Annotated in this window: 7 protein-coding genes; 2 read left to right on the forward strand and 5 right to left on the reverse strand. The window is 70.5% G+C overall.

Going from position 1 to position 14795, the window contains the following annotated elements; genetic code table 11:
* Positions 1-22: 22 nt before the first annotated feature.
* Both treS and ACIODU_RS08555 read right to left on the reverse strand, forming a co-directional pair.
* Complete coding sequence (treS, locus tag ACIODU_RS08550; protein WP_161310890.1) at positions 23-1747, reverse strand: maltose alpha-D-glucosyltransferase; 1725 nt, start codon at positions 1745-1747, stop codon at positions 23-25.
* Entirely contained in the window at positions 1744-3732 is a 1989-nt protein-coding gene (locus ACIODU_RS08555) for a maltotransferase domain-containing protein (protein WP_401765891.1), read from the reverse strand. The genes treS and ACIODU_RS08555 overlap by 4 nt, the downstream gene beginning before the upstream one ends.
* A gap of 530 nt (positions 3733-4262) precedes the next feature.
* On the opposite strand from ACIODU_RS08555, the gene glgP reads away from it, so the two are divergent.
* A complete protein-coding gene (glgP, locus tag ACIODU_RS08560) occupies positions 4263-6953 on the forward strand; it encodes an alpha-glucan family phosphorylase (RefSeq protein WP_401765433.1) in 2691 nt (896 codons plus the stop codon).
* A gap of 238 nt (positions 6954-7191) precedes the next feature.
* Positions 7192-8436 (forward strand): alginate lyase family protein, encoded by a 1245-nt coding sequence (locus ACIODU_RS08565; protein ID WP_401765436.1) that lies wholly within the window; start codon positions 7192-7194, stop codon positions 8434-8436.
* A gap of 81 nt (positions 8437-8517) precedes the next feature.
* Here ACIODU_RS08565 and ACIODU_RS08570 read toward each other — a convergent pair whose 3' ends face one another.
* The 3 genes from ACIODU_RS08570 to ACIODU_RS08580 all read right to left on the reverse strand — a co-directional run bounded on the left by ACIODU_RS08570 (position 8518) and on the right by ACIODU_RS08580 (position 14773).
* Positions 8518-10551 carry a M4 family metallopeptidase gene (locus ACIODU_RS08570; RefSeq protein ID WP_356431500.1) on the reverse strand — a complete coding sequence of 678 codons (2034 nt, stop codon included), beginning with the start codon at positions 10549-10551 and terminating at the stop codon, positions 8518-8520.
* Positions 10552-10976: 425 nt separating this feature from the next.
* Entirely contained in the window at positions 10977-12869 is a 1893-nt protein-coding gene (locus ACIODU_RS08575; protein WP_356431502.1) for an ABC transporter ATP-binding protein, read from the reverse strand.
* A complete protein-coding gene (locus tag ACIODU_RS08580; protein WP_401765440.1) occupies positions 12866-14773 on the reverse strand; it encodes an ABC transporter ATP-binding protein in 1908 nt (635 codons plus the stop codon). Before ACIODU_RS08580 ends, ACIODU_RS08575 begins: the two co-directional genes overlap by 4 nt.
* Between the last annotated feature and the right edge of the window lie 22 nt (positions 14774-14795).

Genomic DNA, 14795 nt, shown 5'->3' on the forward strand with positions numbered 1-14795 from the left:
CCCCGCACGTCATCCGGTCGCGTCAGCTCGACGCGACATCCTTCCTGAGCCTGAACCAGTAGAAACCGTGGCCCGCCAGAGTGAGCAGGTACGGCCACTCGCCGATGGCGGGGAAGCGCACCCCGCCGATCAGCTCCACCGGGTGCCGGCCGCTGAACTCCTTGAGATCCAGCTCGGTGGGCTGGGCGAACCGCGAGAAGTTGTGGACGCACAGGACGAGGTCGTCGCCCTTGCCGTCCTGGGAGGGCGCCTCCCGCAGGAACGCCAGCACCGCCGGGTTCGACGACGGCAGTTCCGTGTACGAGCCGAGCCCGAAGGCCGGGTTCTGCTTGCGGATCTCGATCATCCGCCGGGTCCAGTGCAGCAGCGAGGACGGCGAGGCCATCGACGCTTCCACGTTGGTGACCTGGTACCCGTAGACCGGGTCCATGATCGTCGGGAGGTAGAGCCGGCCGGGGTCGCTGGACGAGAATCCCGCGTTCCGGTCGGGCGTCCACTGCATCGGGGTCCGTACGGCGTCCCGGTCACCGAGCCAGATGTTGTCGCCCATCCCGATCTCGTCCCCGTAGTAGAGGATCGGGGAGCCCGGCAGCGACAGCAGCAGGGCCGTGAACAGCTCGATCTGGTTGCGGTCGTTGTCGAGCAGCGGGGCGAGGCGGCGCCGGATGCCGATGTTGGCGCGCATCCGGGGGTCCTTGGCGTACTCCGCGTACATGTAGTCGCGTTCCTCGTCCGTGACCATCTCGAGTGTCAGCTCGTCGTGGTTGCGGAGGAAGATGCCCCACTGGCAGTTGGTGGGGATCGCCGGGGTCTTCGCCAGGATCTCCGAGACCGGGTAGCGCGACTCGCGCCGTACGGCCATGAAGATCCGCGGCATCACGGGGAAGTGGAACGCCATGTGGCATTCGTCGCCGCCCTTGGCGTAGTCACCGAAGTAGTCGACGACGTCCTCGGGCCACTGGTTGGCCTCGGCGAGCAGTACCGTGTCGGGGTAGTGCGCGTCGATCTCCTTGCGCACCCGCTTGAGGAAGGCGTGGGTGGCCGGGAGGTTCTCGCAGTTGGTGCCTTCCTTCTGGTAGAGGTACGGCACGGCGTCCAGCCGGAAGCCGTCGATGCCCAGGTCCAGCCAGAAGCGCAGCGCGGAGATGATCTCCTCCTGCACGGCCGGGTTCTCGTAGTTGAGGTCCGGCTGGTGCGAGAAGAAGCGGTGCCAGTAGTACTGCTTGCGCACCGGGTCGAAGGTCCAGTTGGAGGTCTCCGTGTCGACGAAGATGATCCGGGCGTCCTCGTACTGCTTGTCGTCGTCGGCCCAGACGTAGTAGTCGCCGTACGGTCCTTCGGGGTCCTTGCGGGACTCCTGGAACCAGTCGTGCTGGTCGCTCGTGTGGTTCATGACGAAGTCGATGACCACACGCATGCCGCGCTGGTGCGTGGCGTCGACGAACTCCACGAAGTCGGCGAGGTCGCCGAACTCGGGGAGGACGGCGGTGTAGTCGGAGACGTCGTAGCCGCCGTCGCGCAGCGGCGACTTGAAGAACGGCGGCAGCCAGAGGCAGTCGACACCGAGCCATTGGAGGTAGTCCAGCTTGGCGGTGATGCCCTTGAGATCACCGATGCCGTCTCCGTTGCTGTCCTGGAACGAACGCACCAGAACCTCGTAGAAGACGGCTCGTTTGAACCAGTCGGGATGACGGTCCTGGGCCGGGGTGTCCTCGAACGTGTCGTGGACGGGCTCGTTGACGATCATGATGTGGGTGACCCTCCGATCGGCGGGGACGGTCGCAGGACCACGACGTGCGCGGGCGTGACGCCCGGCTCTAGGCGCACGTAGTTGGCCCTGCCCCAGTGATAGGTCTCGCCGGTGAGCTCGTCGCGCACCGGGACGGTCTCGTGCCATTCGAGGCCGAGCCGCTCCATGTCCAACGAGACCGTCGCCTCCTGGGTGTGGTGAGGGTCGAGGTTGACGACCACCAGAACGATGTTCGAGCCCGCCCGCTTGCTGTACGCGATGACCGCTTCGTTGTCGGCATCGTGGAAGTGGATGTCGCGCAGCTGTTGCAGCGCGGGGTGCCGCCGTCTGATCCGGTTGAGCGTGGTGATCAGCGGCGCGATCGTACGGCCCTCACGCTCGGCCGCTTCCCAGTCCCGGGGCCTCAGCTGGTACTTCTCGGAGTCACGGTACTCCTCGCTGCCCGGCTTGGCGGGGGTGTTCTCGCAGAGTTCATATCCCGCGTACACACCCCACGACGGCGCCATCGTCGCGGCGAGCACCGCGCGCACCTCGAACGCGGGTCTGCCGCCCTCCTGGAGGTAGGCGTGGAGGATGTCGGGCGTGTTCACGAAGAAGTTCGGACGCATGTACGCGGCGGTCTCGCGGGACAGCTCGACCAGGTAGTCCGTCAGCTCCCGCTTGCCGGTCCGCCAGGTGAAATACGTATACGACTGCTGGAAGCCGACCGCGCCCAGCGTGCGCATCATCGCGGGGCGCGTGAACGCCTCGGCCAGGAAGATGACATCGGGGTCGGTGCGGTTGATGTTGTTGATGACCTTCTCCCAGAAGACCACCGGCTTCGTGTGCGGGTTGTCGACGCGGAAGATCCGTACCCCGTGGGACATCCAGTACCGCAGCACCCGCACGGTCTCGCGGACCAGGCCGCGCATGTCGGCGTCGAAGGCGATCGGGTAGATGTCCTGGTACTTCTTCGGGGGGTTCTCGGCGTACGCGATGGAGCCGTCCGCGCGGTGGTGGAACCACTCCGGCTTCTTCGCGACCCAGGGGTGGTCGGGGGAGCACTGGAGCGCGAAGTCGAGCGCGATCTCTATGCGCAGGGTGCGCGCCGTCTCCACGAAGTGGTCGAAGTCCTCGATCGTGCCGAGGTCGGGGTGGATCGCGTCGTGGCCGCCGTCCGGCGAGCCGATCGCCCAGGGCACGCCGACGTCCTCGGGGCCCGGCGTCAGCGTGTTGTTGGGGCCCTTGCGGTGGGTGGTCCCGATGGGGTGGATCGGGGGCAGGTAGACGACATCGAACCCCATCGCGGCGACCGCGGGCAGCCGCTCGGCGGCCGTACGGAAGGTGCCGCTGACCGGCGGCTCGCCCTCCTTCACGACCGCGCCCTCGGAGCGCGGGAACAGCTCGTACCAGGAACCGAACAGGGCACGCTTGCGCTCGACCAGCAGGCGCGCGGGGCGCGAGGAGGTGACCAGTTCGCGCAGCGGGTGACGGCCGAGCGCGGCGGTGGCGTCCTGGGAGAGGGCGGCCGCCAGCCGGTCCCCGGCGGGGCGGTCCCGGTCGCGCAGCGCGTCGGCGGCGGCGAGCACGGCCTCCCGGCCGTCCTTCTTCGGTACGCCGACGGCGGCGCGCTCGTACAGGTCGGCCCCCTCGGCGAGGACCAGTTCGGTGTCGATGCCCGCCGGGATCTTGATCCCGGCGGTGTGGCGCCAGGTCGCGACGGGGTCGCTCCAGGCCTCCACGGTGTAGGTCCAGCGGCCTTCCTCGGTGGGGGTGACCTCGGCGCCCCAGCGGTCGGTGCCGGGGGCGAGCTCGTGCATGGGGGTCCACGGGCCGGGGCGGCCCGATGGATCCGTGAGGACGACATTCGCCGCCACCGCGTCATGGCCCTCGCGGAAGACGGTGGCGGTGACCTGGAAGGTTTCACCGCTCACCGCCTTCGCGGGGCGCTTGCCGCAGTCGACGAGCGGATGGACGTCCAGGACGGGAATGCGACCAATCAGCGGTTTCACTGGATCACCTGGGTGCTGTGCGGGCGTGACAGGCAGGGCGGGTGCTTCGGGTGCTTCGGGTGGTACGGGTGGTCTGGTGGAAGGGGTGGTGGGAACGGGGGAAACGGGGGGAACGCGCGATGTGGATGAGGTCGTGTGGGGGCTCCGTAAATTCTGTGGTCTTTTGGGATGTTTTACCGTTCTTTGTAGCTGCTCGGTCGGCGACTGAGAGGCTGCGGCCATGTCGGCTCCCGTCCGCGTTCACTCGAATAGCGCTGGATCGTGTGCCGTACGTACCGCATGAGCCTTCCCAATATTTTCCGCCGGACAATCTGTTCGCGTGTATCTCCTACGTCATCAGCAGATGAACGGCTACCCTCTCCATCCTCTCGGTCATCCCTCCCGCCGCCTCCCCAGGGGGGCGCACATCTCAATGCGCCGTGGTTGGAACGGGGGGCGTACGGCTACCGTCGGGGGGACGGTGGGACGCACATCGTCGTGTGTCCCCTCCAGCCCGTACGTCCCCTGCGAAGGTGGAGCACGTGAAGGCAATCCGTCGGTTCACCGTCCGCCCCGTCCTGCCCGACCCGCTGCGACCACTCGGCGACCTGGCGCGCAACCTGCGCTGGTCCTGGCACACCGAGACCCGAGAGCTCTTCGAGTCCGTCGACCCCGCCGGCTGGCGGCAGGCCGACGGCGACCCCGTGCGGTTCCTCGGGGGCGTCTCCGCGGCCCGCCTCGCCGAGCTGGCCGAGGACCGCGCCTTTCTGCGCACCCTGAGCGCCGCCTCCGCCGACCTCGACACCTATCTGCACGGCCCCCGCTGGTACCAGGAGAACGACGGGGGCGGTGGGGACCTGCCCGCGGCCATCGGCTACTTCTCGCCCGAGTTCGGTGTCACCGCCGCGCTGCCGCAGTACTCGGGCGGGCTCGGCATCCTCGCCGGCGACCACCTCAAGGCCGCCAGCGACCTCGGCGTCCCGCTGATCGGCGTGGGCCTGCTCTACCGGCACGGCTACTTCCGGCAGTCCCTGTCCCGGGACGGCTGGCAGCAGGAGCAGTACCCCGTCCTCGACCCGAACGAACTGCCGCTGACCCTCCTGCGGGAGGAGGACGGCAGCCCCGCGCTGGTCGCGCTCACCCTGCCGGGGCGGCGCACCCTGCACGCCCGCGTCTGGCAGGCGCAGGTGGGCCGGGTCCCGCTGCTGATGCTCGACTCGGACACCGAGGAGAACGGCCCCAGCGAGCGGGACGTCACCGACCGGCTGTACGGCGGCGGCAGCGAGCACCGGCTGCTCCAGGAGATGCTGCTCGGCATCGGCGGGGTGCGCGCGGTGCGCACGTACTGCCGGCTCACCGGCCACGCCGCGCCCGAGGTGTTCCACACCAACGAGGGGCACGCCGGCTTCCTGGGCCTGGAGCGCATCCGTGAACTCGCCGACACCGGGCTCGGGTTCGACGCCGCTCTGGAGGCCGTCAGGGCCGGTACGGTCTTCACCACCCACACCCCCGTGCCCGCCGGCATCGACCGCTTCGACCGCTCGCTCGTCGCGCACCACTTCGGCGACGACGGCGAACTGCCCGGGGTGGACGCCGAGCGGATCCTCGCCCTCGGCCTGGAGACCTACCCGGGCGGCCAGCCCCACCTCTTCAACATGGCCGTGATGGGGCTGCGGCTCGCCCAGCGGGCCAACGGCGTCTCCACCCTGCACGGCGCCGTCAGCCGCGAGATGTTCTCCGGGCTGTGGCCGGGCTTCGACCCGGAGGAGGTGCCGATCGGCTCCGTGACCAACGGGGTGCACGCGCCGACCTGGGTCGCGCCCGAGGTCGCCCGGCTGGGCGCCGAGCGGGTCGGCGTCGAACGCGCCGAACACGCCCTGTCCGTGGGCGGCGAGCCCCGCTGGGACTCGGTGGAGGACATCCCGGACGCCGACATCTGGGCCGTACGGAGGTCGCTGCGCGGGCAGTTGGTCGAAGAGGTACGGGAGCGGCTGCGCGCGTCCTGGCTCCAGCGGGGCGCGGCGGAGGCCGAACTGGGCTGGATCGACGGCGTGCTGGACCCGGACGTCCTGACCATCGGCTTCGCCCGCCGGGTCCCCTCGTACAAGCGCCTCACCCTGATGCTGCGCGACCGCGACCGGCTCAGGGCGATGCTGCTCCACCCCGAGCGGCCCGTCCAGATCGTCGTCGCGGGCAAGGCGCATCCGGCGGACGACGGCGGCAAGCGGCTGGTGCAGGAACTGGTGCGGTTCGCCGACGACATGCGGGTGCGCCACCGCATCGTCTTCCTGCCCGACTACGGCATGCGGATGGCGAAGAAGCTCTACCCGGGCTGCGACGTCTGGCTCAACAACCCGCTGCGGCCGCTGGAGGCGTGCGGGACCAGCGGGATGAAGGCCGCGCTCAACGGCTGCCTCAACCTGTCGGTGCTGGACGGCTGGTGGGACGAATGGTTCGAGCCGGACTTCGGCTGGGCCATCCCGACGGCGGACGGGGTGACGGCCGACGAGAACCGCAGGGACGACCTGGAGGCGGGCGCGCTCTACGAGCTGATCGAGGACCGGGTCGCGCCGCGCTTCTACGACCGGGACACGGTCGGTGACGGCGGCAGCGGCGACGGGGGCGACGGCGAGGGGCTGCCGGGCCGGTGGATCGAGATGGTCCGGCGCACCCTGGTCACGCTGGGGCCGAAGGTGCTCGCGGGACGGATGGTCCGTGACTACGTGGAGCGGCTGTACGCGCCCGCCGCCCGCGCCCACCGCACCCTGGACGCCGCCACCGCGACCGAACTGGCCGAGTGGAAGGGCCGGGCGCGGGAGCTGTGGCCCCGGGTGTCGGTGGACCACGTCGAGACGGTCCCGTCCGCGACGGCGTCGGTGGAGACCACGGCCGGCGGTACGGCGGAGCTGGGCGCGACCCTCGCGCTGCGGGTCCGGATCGGCCTCGGCGACCTGCGCCCCGACGAGGTGGAGGTGCAGGCGGTGGCCGGCCGGGTCGGCTCCGACGACGCGATCGCGGACGCGCAGACCTTCCCGCTCAAGCCGGCCGGCGGACCCGATCCCGAGGGGCGCTGGGTGTACGAGGGGCCGCTCTCCCTGGACCGCACGGGCCCGTACGGCTACACGGTCCGCGTTCTGCCGGCGCACCCGCTGCTCGCGACGAGCGCGGAGCTGGGGCTGGTCGCCCTGCCCGCGGAGTCGGCGGGGGACGGCGCGGGGGTGCTGATGCGGTGACGTAAAGGCTGACGTGCTGAGGCGTCGAGGTGCCGAGGCGCTGACGTGCCGCCGGTCGGGGCCGGGCTCCCGGGAGCCCGGCCCTTGGCATGTCCCCCCATGATCCGCATAGGTCCAGACCTTGACGTGTCCATGCGTTGGTTCTAAGTTCCTCGTTCCAACAGGGTTCACAACGTCACCCAAAGTTCACATGGGTGAACCGAGTTGAGGACCTCCACTGACCCGGAAGGCCCCCCACATGCGCCCCGGACCCATCGCGAGAGTCCTCGGACTCTCCGCCGCCCTGGCCGGCGTCACCGCCGGCGTCTTCATGGCTCCCGCCTCCGCCGCCAAGGCCCCGGAGGGGGTGAAGGCCGCGGTCGCCGCCCCGGCCGTCGCCGCCGCCCCGGCGGTCTTCACGCACCCCGGCGTGAACCTCAACACCGCCCAGCTCGACTTCGTCCGCGCCAAGGTGCAGGCCGGGGCGCAGCCCTGGAAGGCCGCCTACGACCAGATGGTCGCGAGCAAGTACGCGTCCCTGTCCCGTACCGCCAAGCCCCGCGCGACCGTCGAGTGCGGCTCGTACTCCAATCCCAACAACGGCTGCACGGACGAGCGTGAGGACGCGATCGCCGCGTACACCGACGCGCTGATCTGGTACATCACGCGCGACGACGCCTACGCGCAGAAGGCGATCCAGCTCATGGACGCCTGGTCCGGCACCATCAAGGACCACACCAACTCCAACGCGCCGCTCCAGACCGGCTGGGCGGGCTCGTCCTGGCCCAAGGCCGCGGAGATCATCAAGTACGTACGCGGCAACTGGGCCAACTCGGGCCGGTTCGACACGATGCTGCGCAACGTCTACCTGCCGAAGCTCCTCGCCGGTTCCAACTCCAACGGGAACTGGGAGCTGACGATGGTGGAGGCGTCCACCAGCATCGCCGTCTACCTCAACGACAAGGCGGCGTACGACAGTTCCATCAGCCGCTACCTGACCCGGGTGCCGGCCTACATCTACCTGGCGTCGGACGGCGCCCTGCCGAAGACGGTCCCGAGCCAGAACCTCAACACCACGGCGAAGATCGTCAGTTACTGGCAGGGCCAGAGCACGTTCGGCTCGGCGATGACAGGCCTCACCCAGGAGACCTGCCGGGACTTCGTCCACACCGGTTACGGCATCTCGTCGGTCTCGCACGTCCTGGAGACCGCGCGCCTCCAGGGGCAGGACCTGTACCCGCAGGTCGGCGAGCGGCTGCGGCAGGCGCTCGGCTTCCAGTCCCGGTACGAGATCCAGGCGCAGCCCGTCCCGTCCAACCTGTGCGGCGGCAGTGTGGTCCGCGGCCTCGGCCCGATCACCGAGGTAGGGTTCAACACCCTGAACACACTCCACGGGGTGGCGATGTCCAACACCCAGACGCTCACCGAGCGGCAGCGGCCCTCCGGGACGAACAACCTGTTCGTCGCGTGGGAGACCCTGACGAACGCGGGCAACCCCCACTAGCCGATACCGGCGCCCACACATGAAGAAGTGCCGCCCGGAGTGAGGACACTCCGGGCGGCACTCTGCTTCACGCGCTGTGGGTCAGAACTGGAGCTTGAAGCTGTTGATCCGGCCGGTGTCCGCCGACGCGACGTCCTGGACGCGGAGCTTCCAGGCACCGTTGGCGACCTCGGAGGAGGCGTTCACGGTGTACGTCTCGACCACGTTGTCCGCCGAGTCGCCGCTGCTGGCGGCCTTGACCCGGTAGGCCGTGCCGTCCGGGGCCACCAGGTCGATGACCAGGTCACCGCGCCAGGTGTGCGTGATGTCCACGCTGACCTGGAGGTTGGTCGGGGCGTTGCCCGCGATGCCGGTGACGTTGACCGTCGAGGTCACCGCGGCGCCGTTGTCCGGGATGGCGACCTGGGTGTTGGACTCGAAGACCTTGCCCGGGTCCGGCGGCGGGGTGCCCGAGCGGGTGCCGACGTTGATGGCGGCCCAGGCGTCCTGCACGGCCTTGTACTCGACGCTGCTCGTACCGCCGTAGAGGTCACTGGCGACCGCGAGCGTGCCGGTACGGGCGGCCGCGTAGTTCGTGGAGGTGCCGAACTTCGTGGAGAGCGCCTTGAACCAGATCTGCTCGGCCTTGGCCCGGCCGATGCCGGTCACCGGCAGGCCGTCCGAGGTCGGCGAGTCGTAGGTGACGCCGTTGATGGTCTTGACGCCGCTGCCCTCGGAGAGCAGGTAGAAGAAGTGGTTCGCCGGACCCGAGGAGTAGTGGACGTCGATGCCGCCGAGGCCCGAGTACCACGCGTCCTTGGACGCGCCGTCCTTGCTCGGCTTGTCCATGTAGCGCAGCGGGGTGCCGTTGCCGTTGATGTCGATCTTCTCGCCGACCAGGTAGTCCGCGGGGTCCGCGGGCTGGTTGGAGTAGAACTCGACGGCCGCGGCGAAGATGTCGGAGGTGGCCTCGTTGAGGCCGCCCGACTCACCGCTGTAGATCAGGCCGGCGGTGTTGGCGGTGACGCCGTGGGACATCTCGTGGGCCGCCACGTCGATGGACGTGAGGGGCTTCGCGTTGCCCGAGCCGTCGCCGTACGTCATGCAGAAGCAGGCGTCCTGCCAGAAGGCGTTGACGTAGTTGTTGCCGTAGTGCACACGGGAGTAGGCGCCGACTCCGTCACCGCGGATGCCGGTGCGCCCGTGCACGTTCTTGAAGTAGTCCCACGTCTCCGCGGCGCCGTAGGCTGCGTCGGCGCCCGCGGTCTCCGCGTTGGAGGCCACGCCGTTGCCCCAGACGTCGTCGGGGCCCGAGAAGAGGGTGCCGGTGCCCGACGTACCCCGGTTGAGGTTGTACGTCTTGTGGTTGCCGCGCGTCGAGTCGGTCAGGTTCCAGGTCGAGCCCGACTGGACGGACCCGAGGGTGACCTGGCCGCTGTACTGCGTGTTGCCCACGCCGTTGTCGACGCCCTGGTACTCGAAGATCTTCTTGCCGGTGGCCGCGTCCGTGATGACGTGCAGCTCGTTCGGGGTCCCGTCCTCCTGGAGCCCGCCGACGACCGTCTCGTACGCCAGGGTCGGGGTGCCGTTGGCGGCCCAGACGACCTTGCGCGGGGCGCGCTCGGCGGCGGTCTTCTTCGAACCGTCCGCCACGGCGAGGCCGAGGGCCTGCTTCTCGGCGACGGCCGGAGTCACGTCCGCGGAGAGGTCGACGTTCTTCAGAACGGCCTTCGACGACTTCGTGACCGACTCGGTCTTCCCCGCCTTCGTCTCCTCGACGATGAGGTCACCGCCGAGGACCGGCAGGCCCGCGTAGGTGCGCTCGTAGCGGGTGTGCGTGGTGCCGTCGACGTCCTGCACGACGTCACGGACCGCGAGCTTCTCCTGTGCGCCCAGGCCGAGCTCCTTGGCGGTCTCCGCCTTGGAAGCGTCGGCCGCCTTGATCAGCGCGGTGCGCTGGGCGGGGGAGAGATCGCGCGGCAGCGCACCGGGGTCCGCCTTGCCGGCGACCGGTGCCTTGGGGGCGCTGTCGGGCTGTGCGGTGGCGGTACCTGCCTGCACACCGACGGTGAGAAGAGCTGCTGCGGCGATCAGAGCGCCGGTCGCGGTGGCACGACGGCTGGGCGTGGGTCTCACGCGAACTCCTTCTGCGATGGGGGTACCGGGCCGCACGGTGAGCAGCCCGGGCAGAGCCTGCGGAGCGAGTGCTGCCGTACGGAACGACGCCGTACGGGTGGTGCGGAGAACGGGGGAAGAGTCGCAGTCGTGACACCCGTCTGTCAGGACCGCGTCAAGAACTTGGCCGGAAATCGTCCGGTGCCCGAAAGGCCCTGTTCGTTAAGCGGACGTTTCGCCGGTGATCACCGCGATGCCGTCCCGGGTTCGCCCCGCCCCGACCTGCCGGACTTCGTGCCGGTCAAACTCGAATGTGTCATCGATGAACACAGTGTTGACCACGGGAAAGCGAACACGCGCGCGGCCGGGTCGAACTGTGGCGCATTCCATGCCACGGCCCGGACCCCGCGCGGGCCGGCCCGGCTGCCCGGGTCGGCCCGCCCGCGTCACGCCAGGCTGTCGCGCCACGCGCGGTGCAGGCCCGCGAAGCGGCCCGTGCCCGCGATCAGGTCCGCCGGGGGGCCGTCCTCGACCACGCGGCCGTGTTCCATCACCAGCACCCGGTCCGCGATCTCGACCGTCGAGAGGCGGTGGGCGATCACCACCGCCGTACGGCCGTGCAGGACCGTGTCCATCGCCCGCTGCACCGCCCGCTCGCCCGGGATGTCCAGCGAACTGGTCGCCTCGTCGAGGATCAGCACCGCCGGGTCGGCGAGCAGGGCCCGCGCGAAGGCCACCAGCTGGCGCTGGCCCGCGGAGATGCGGCCGCCGCGCTTGCGGACGTCCGTGTCGTACCCGTCCGGCAGCGTCGCGATGAACTCGTGCGCCCCGATGGCCCTCGCCGCCGCCTCGATCTCCTCGCGGGTCGCGTCCGGGCGCCCGATCGCGATGTTCTCCGCGACCGTGCCCGAGAACAGGAACGCCTCCTGCGTCACCATCACGATCCCGCGCCGCAGTTCGGGCGTGTCCAGCTCCCGCAGGTCGACCCCGTCGAGCAGGACGCGGCCCTCCGTCGGGTCGTAGAAGCGCGCCAGCAGCTTGGCGAGCGTGGACTTGCCCGCGCCCGTCGAGCCGACGACCGCGACCGTCTGGCCGGCCGGGAGGGTCAGGTCGAAGCGCGGCAGGATCTCCCCGCCCGTACGGTACGAGAAGCTCACCCCGTCGAAGACGACCTCGCGGCCCGGCAGATCGCCCGCGCGGGCCGGCAGCGGACGCGGCGACGCGGCCTCCGGCACCGAGGGCGTCTGGGCCAGCAGCCCCGCGATCTTCTCCAGCGAAGCGGCCGCCGACTGGTACGAGTTGAGGAACATCCCGAGCCGGTCGATCGGGTCGTACAGCCGCCGCAGGTAGAGCACCGCCGCCGCCAGCACCCCGAGCGCCAGCGTGCCGTCCGCCACCCGGTACGCGCCCCAGAGGACGATCCCGGCGACCGCCACGTTCGCGACGAGCCGGGAGCCGACGACGTAACGGGCCATCTCCAGCAGGGCGTCGCCGTTGCTGAGCCGGTGGCGGTCGTTGAGCCGCTCGAAGTCCGCGTCGTTGGCGCGCTCGCGCCGGAACGCCTGCACCGGCCTGATGCCGTTCATCGTCTCCGCGAACTTCACGATGACGGCGGCGATCGCGGTCGAGCGGATGCCGAAGATCCGGCCCGCCCGCTTCTGGTAGAGCCGCACCAGCAGATACAGGGGCACGAACGAGAGCACGGCGAGGCCGCCGAGCCCCAGGTCCAGATAGAGCAGCATCGCCGAGATGTAGACGAACGCCAGCACCACCGCGATGAGTTCCTGGAGGCCCTCGCTGAGCAGCTCCCGCAGCGACTCCACGTCCGTGGTCGACCGGGAGATCAGCCGGCCCGACGTGTAGCGCTCGTGGAAGTCCACACTCAGCGCCTGGGCGTGGCGGAAGATCCGGCCGCGCAGGTCCAGGAGCACGTCCTGGTTGATCCGCGCGGAGGCCAGGATGAACGCCCACTGGAAGCCGCCCGAGCCCAGCGCGCAGATCAGGTACCCGGCCCCGACGGCGACGACGGGACCGTGGTCGCCGTCCCGGAAGGCGGGCACCCCCCGGTCGATGGCGTACGCGACGAGCAGCGGGCCCGCCTGGGACGCGGCCTGCTGGAGCAGCAGGAGCAGCGTGGCCACGATCACCCGGGGGCGGTGGGCGCGCAGCAGCGAGCGCAGCAGGGTGCCGGTGGCGCGCGGGGGCGCGGGCAGGGCGTCCCGGTCGAAGGGGTCGCCGGACGCGGGGGTCTTCGCGAGGGAGGGCGGCGCGTCGGGCACGGGACCTTCCGCCGGCTGCCCGCCGCCCGTGTCCGTACCGGTCGTGGTGGACGTACTCATCGGGCGTTCTCCTCCGCGGCCTCAACCGCCTCCATGGCCTCAACAGCCTCCATGGCCTCGGCGGCCTCGACAACCTCAGCGGCCCGCACGGCCTCCAGCGCTCCGGCGGCTCCCGCCCCCGCGCCCCCGGCCTGCGCCCCCGACATCAGCCACGCGTACTCCTCGCTGCTCCGCAGCAGCTCCTGGTGCGTGCCGACCGCCGTGATCCGGCCCCCCGAGATCAGCGCCACCCGGTCCGCCAGCAGCACCGTCGACGGACGGTGCGCCACCACCAGCGCGGTCGTCTCCTTCAGCACCCGCCGCAGGGCCGCCTCCACCAGCGCCTCCGTGTGCACGTCCAGCGCCGAGAGCGGATCGTCGAGCACCAGGAAGCGCGGCCGCCCCACCACCGCCCGCGCCAGCGCGAGCCGTTGGCGCTGGCCGCCGGAGAGGCTGTGCCCCTGCTCGCCGACCTGGGTCGCCGTACCCTCCGGCAGCTCCCTCACGAATCCGGCCTGGGCCACGTCCAGCGCCCGCGCCAGGGCCTCCTCGCCCGCGCCCTCGGCGCCCATCAGCACGTTCTCCCCGGCGCTCGCCGAGAACAGCGTCGGCTCCTCGAACGCCACCGACACCAGCTCCCGCAGCCGTGCGCGCGGCATCAGCCCGACGTCCTGGCCGTCGAGCGTGATCCGCCCCGCGGTCACCTCGTGCAGCCTCGGGACCAGGGCGGTCAGCGTCGTCTTGCCGGAGCCGGTCGCCCCGACCAGCGCCATCGTCTCGCCCGGCCTGATGTGCAGATCGATCCGGTCCAGTACGGGCACCGAGTCCGCCTCGGCGTCGGGATAGCGGAACGACACCCCCTCGAACCGCAAACCACCCGCGCCCTCCGGCGCCGCGCTCCCGGACCCCGCCGCGTCGATGTCGTCCTCGACCTCTTCCGGTACGTCCATCACCTCGAAGAAGCGCTCGGTCGCCGTCGCCGACTCCTGGCTCATCGCCAGCAGGAACCCGATCGACTCCACCGGCCACCGCAGCGCCAGCGCCGTCGACAGGAACGCCACCAGCGTGCCCGCCGACAGGTCACCATCCGCGACCTGGATCGTGCCCAGCACCAGGGCCGCGCCGATGGCCAGCTCCGGGAGCGTCATGATCAGCGCCCAGATCGCCGCCAGCAGCCGGGCCTTGGCCAGCTCGGTGGTCCGCAGCGTCCCGGCGAGCGTGTGGAAGGCGCGGGACTGGCTGCGGTGCCGGCCGAAGCCCTTGATGATCCGGATGCCGAGCACGCCCTCCTCGACCACCGTCGTCAGATCGCCGACCTGGTCCTGCGCCCGCCGGGCGACCGCGGTGTACCGCGACTCGAAGAGCGAGCAGAGGACGACCAGCGGCACCACGGGAGCGAGCAGCACCAGCCCGAGCGACCAGTCCTGCATGAGCAGGATCACGAAGCCGGCCAGGATCGTGACCGCGTTGACCAACAGGAACGTCAGCGGGAACGCGAAGAACATCCGCAGCAGCATCAGGTCCGTCGTACCGCGCGAGAGCAGCTGCCCCGACGGCCAGCGGTCGTGGAAGGCGACCGGGAGCCGTTGCAGGTGCCGGTAGAGGTCCGCGCGCATCGACGCCTCGACCCCGGCCAGCGGACGCGCCACCAGCCACCGCCGGAATCCGAACAGCACCGCCTCGGCGATCCCCAGGAGCAGCAGGTACAGCGCTCCCAGCCAGATGCCGCCGGTGTCCCGGTCGGTGACCGGGCCGTCCACCATCCACTTCAGGATCAGGGGGATGACCAGGCCGAGGCAGGACGCGACGATCGCGACGAAGGCCGCACTGGCGAGGCGGTGGCGTACGGGTCGCACGTAGGGCCACAGTCGCAGCAGTGACTGTGCGGTGGACCGTTCCTTGGTGGCTGCATGTTTTTCGGGCATCAGGGGCGAGCCTACGGTTCAC

This window comes from Streptomyces sp. NPDC088261 (assembly GCF_044740805.1).
Lineage (GTDB): Bacteria > Actinomycetota > Actinomycetes > Streptomycetales > Streptomycetaceae > Streptomyces.

Coding starts and splice junctions, on each gene's coding strand:
- treS (WP_161310890.1), bottom strand. CDS start 1,747: ATGATCGTCAACGAGCCCGTCCACGACACGTTCGAGGACACCCCGGCC.
- ACIODU_RS08565 (WP_401765436.1), top strand. CDS start 7,192: ATGCGCCCCGGACCCATCGCGAGAGTCCTCGGACTCTCCGCCGCCCTG.
- ACIODU_RS08575 (WP_356431502.1), bottom strand. CDS start 12,869: ATGAGTACGTCCACCACGACCGGTACGGACACGGGCGGCGGGCAGCCG.
- ACIODU_RS08580 (WP_401765440.1), bottom strand. CDS start 14,773: ATGCCCGAAAAACATGCAGCCACCAAGGAACGGTCCACCGCACAGTCA.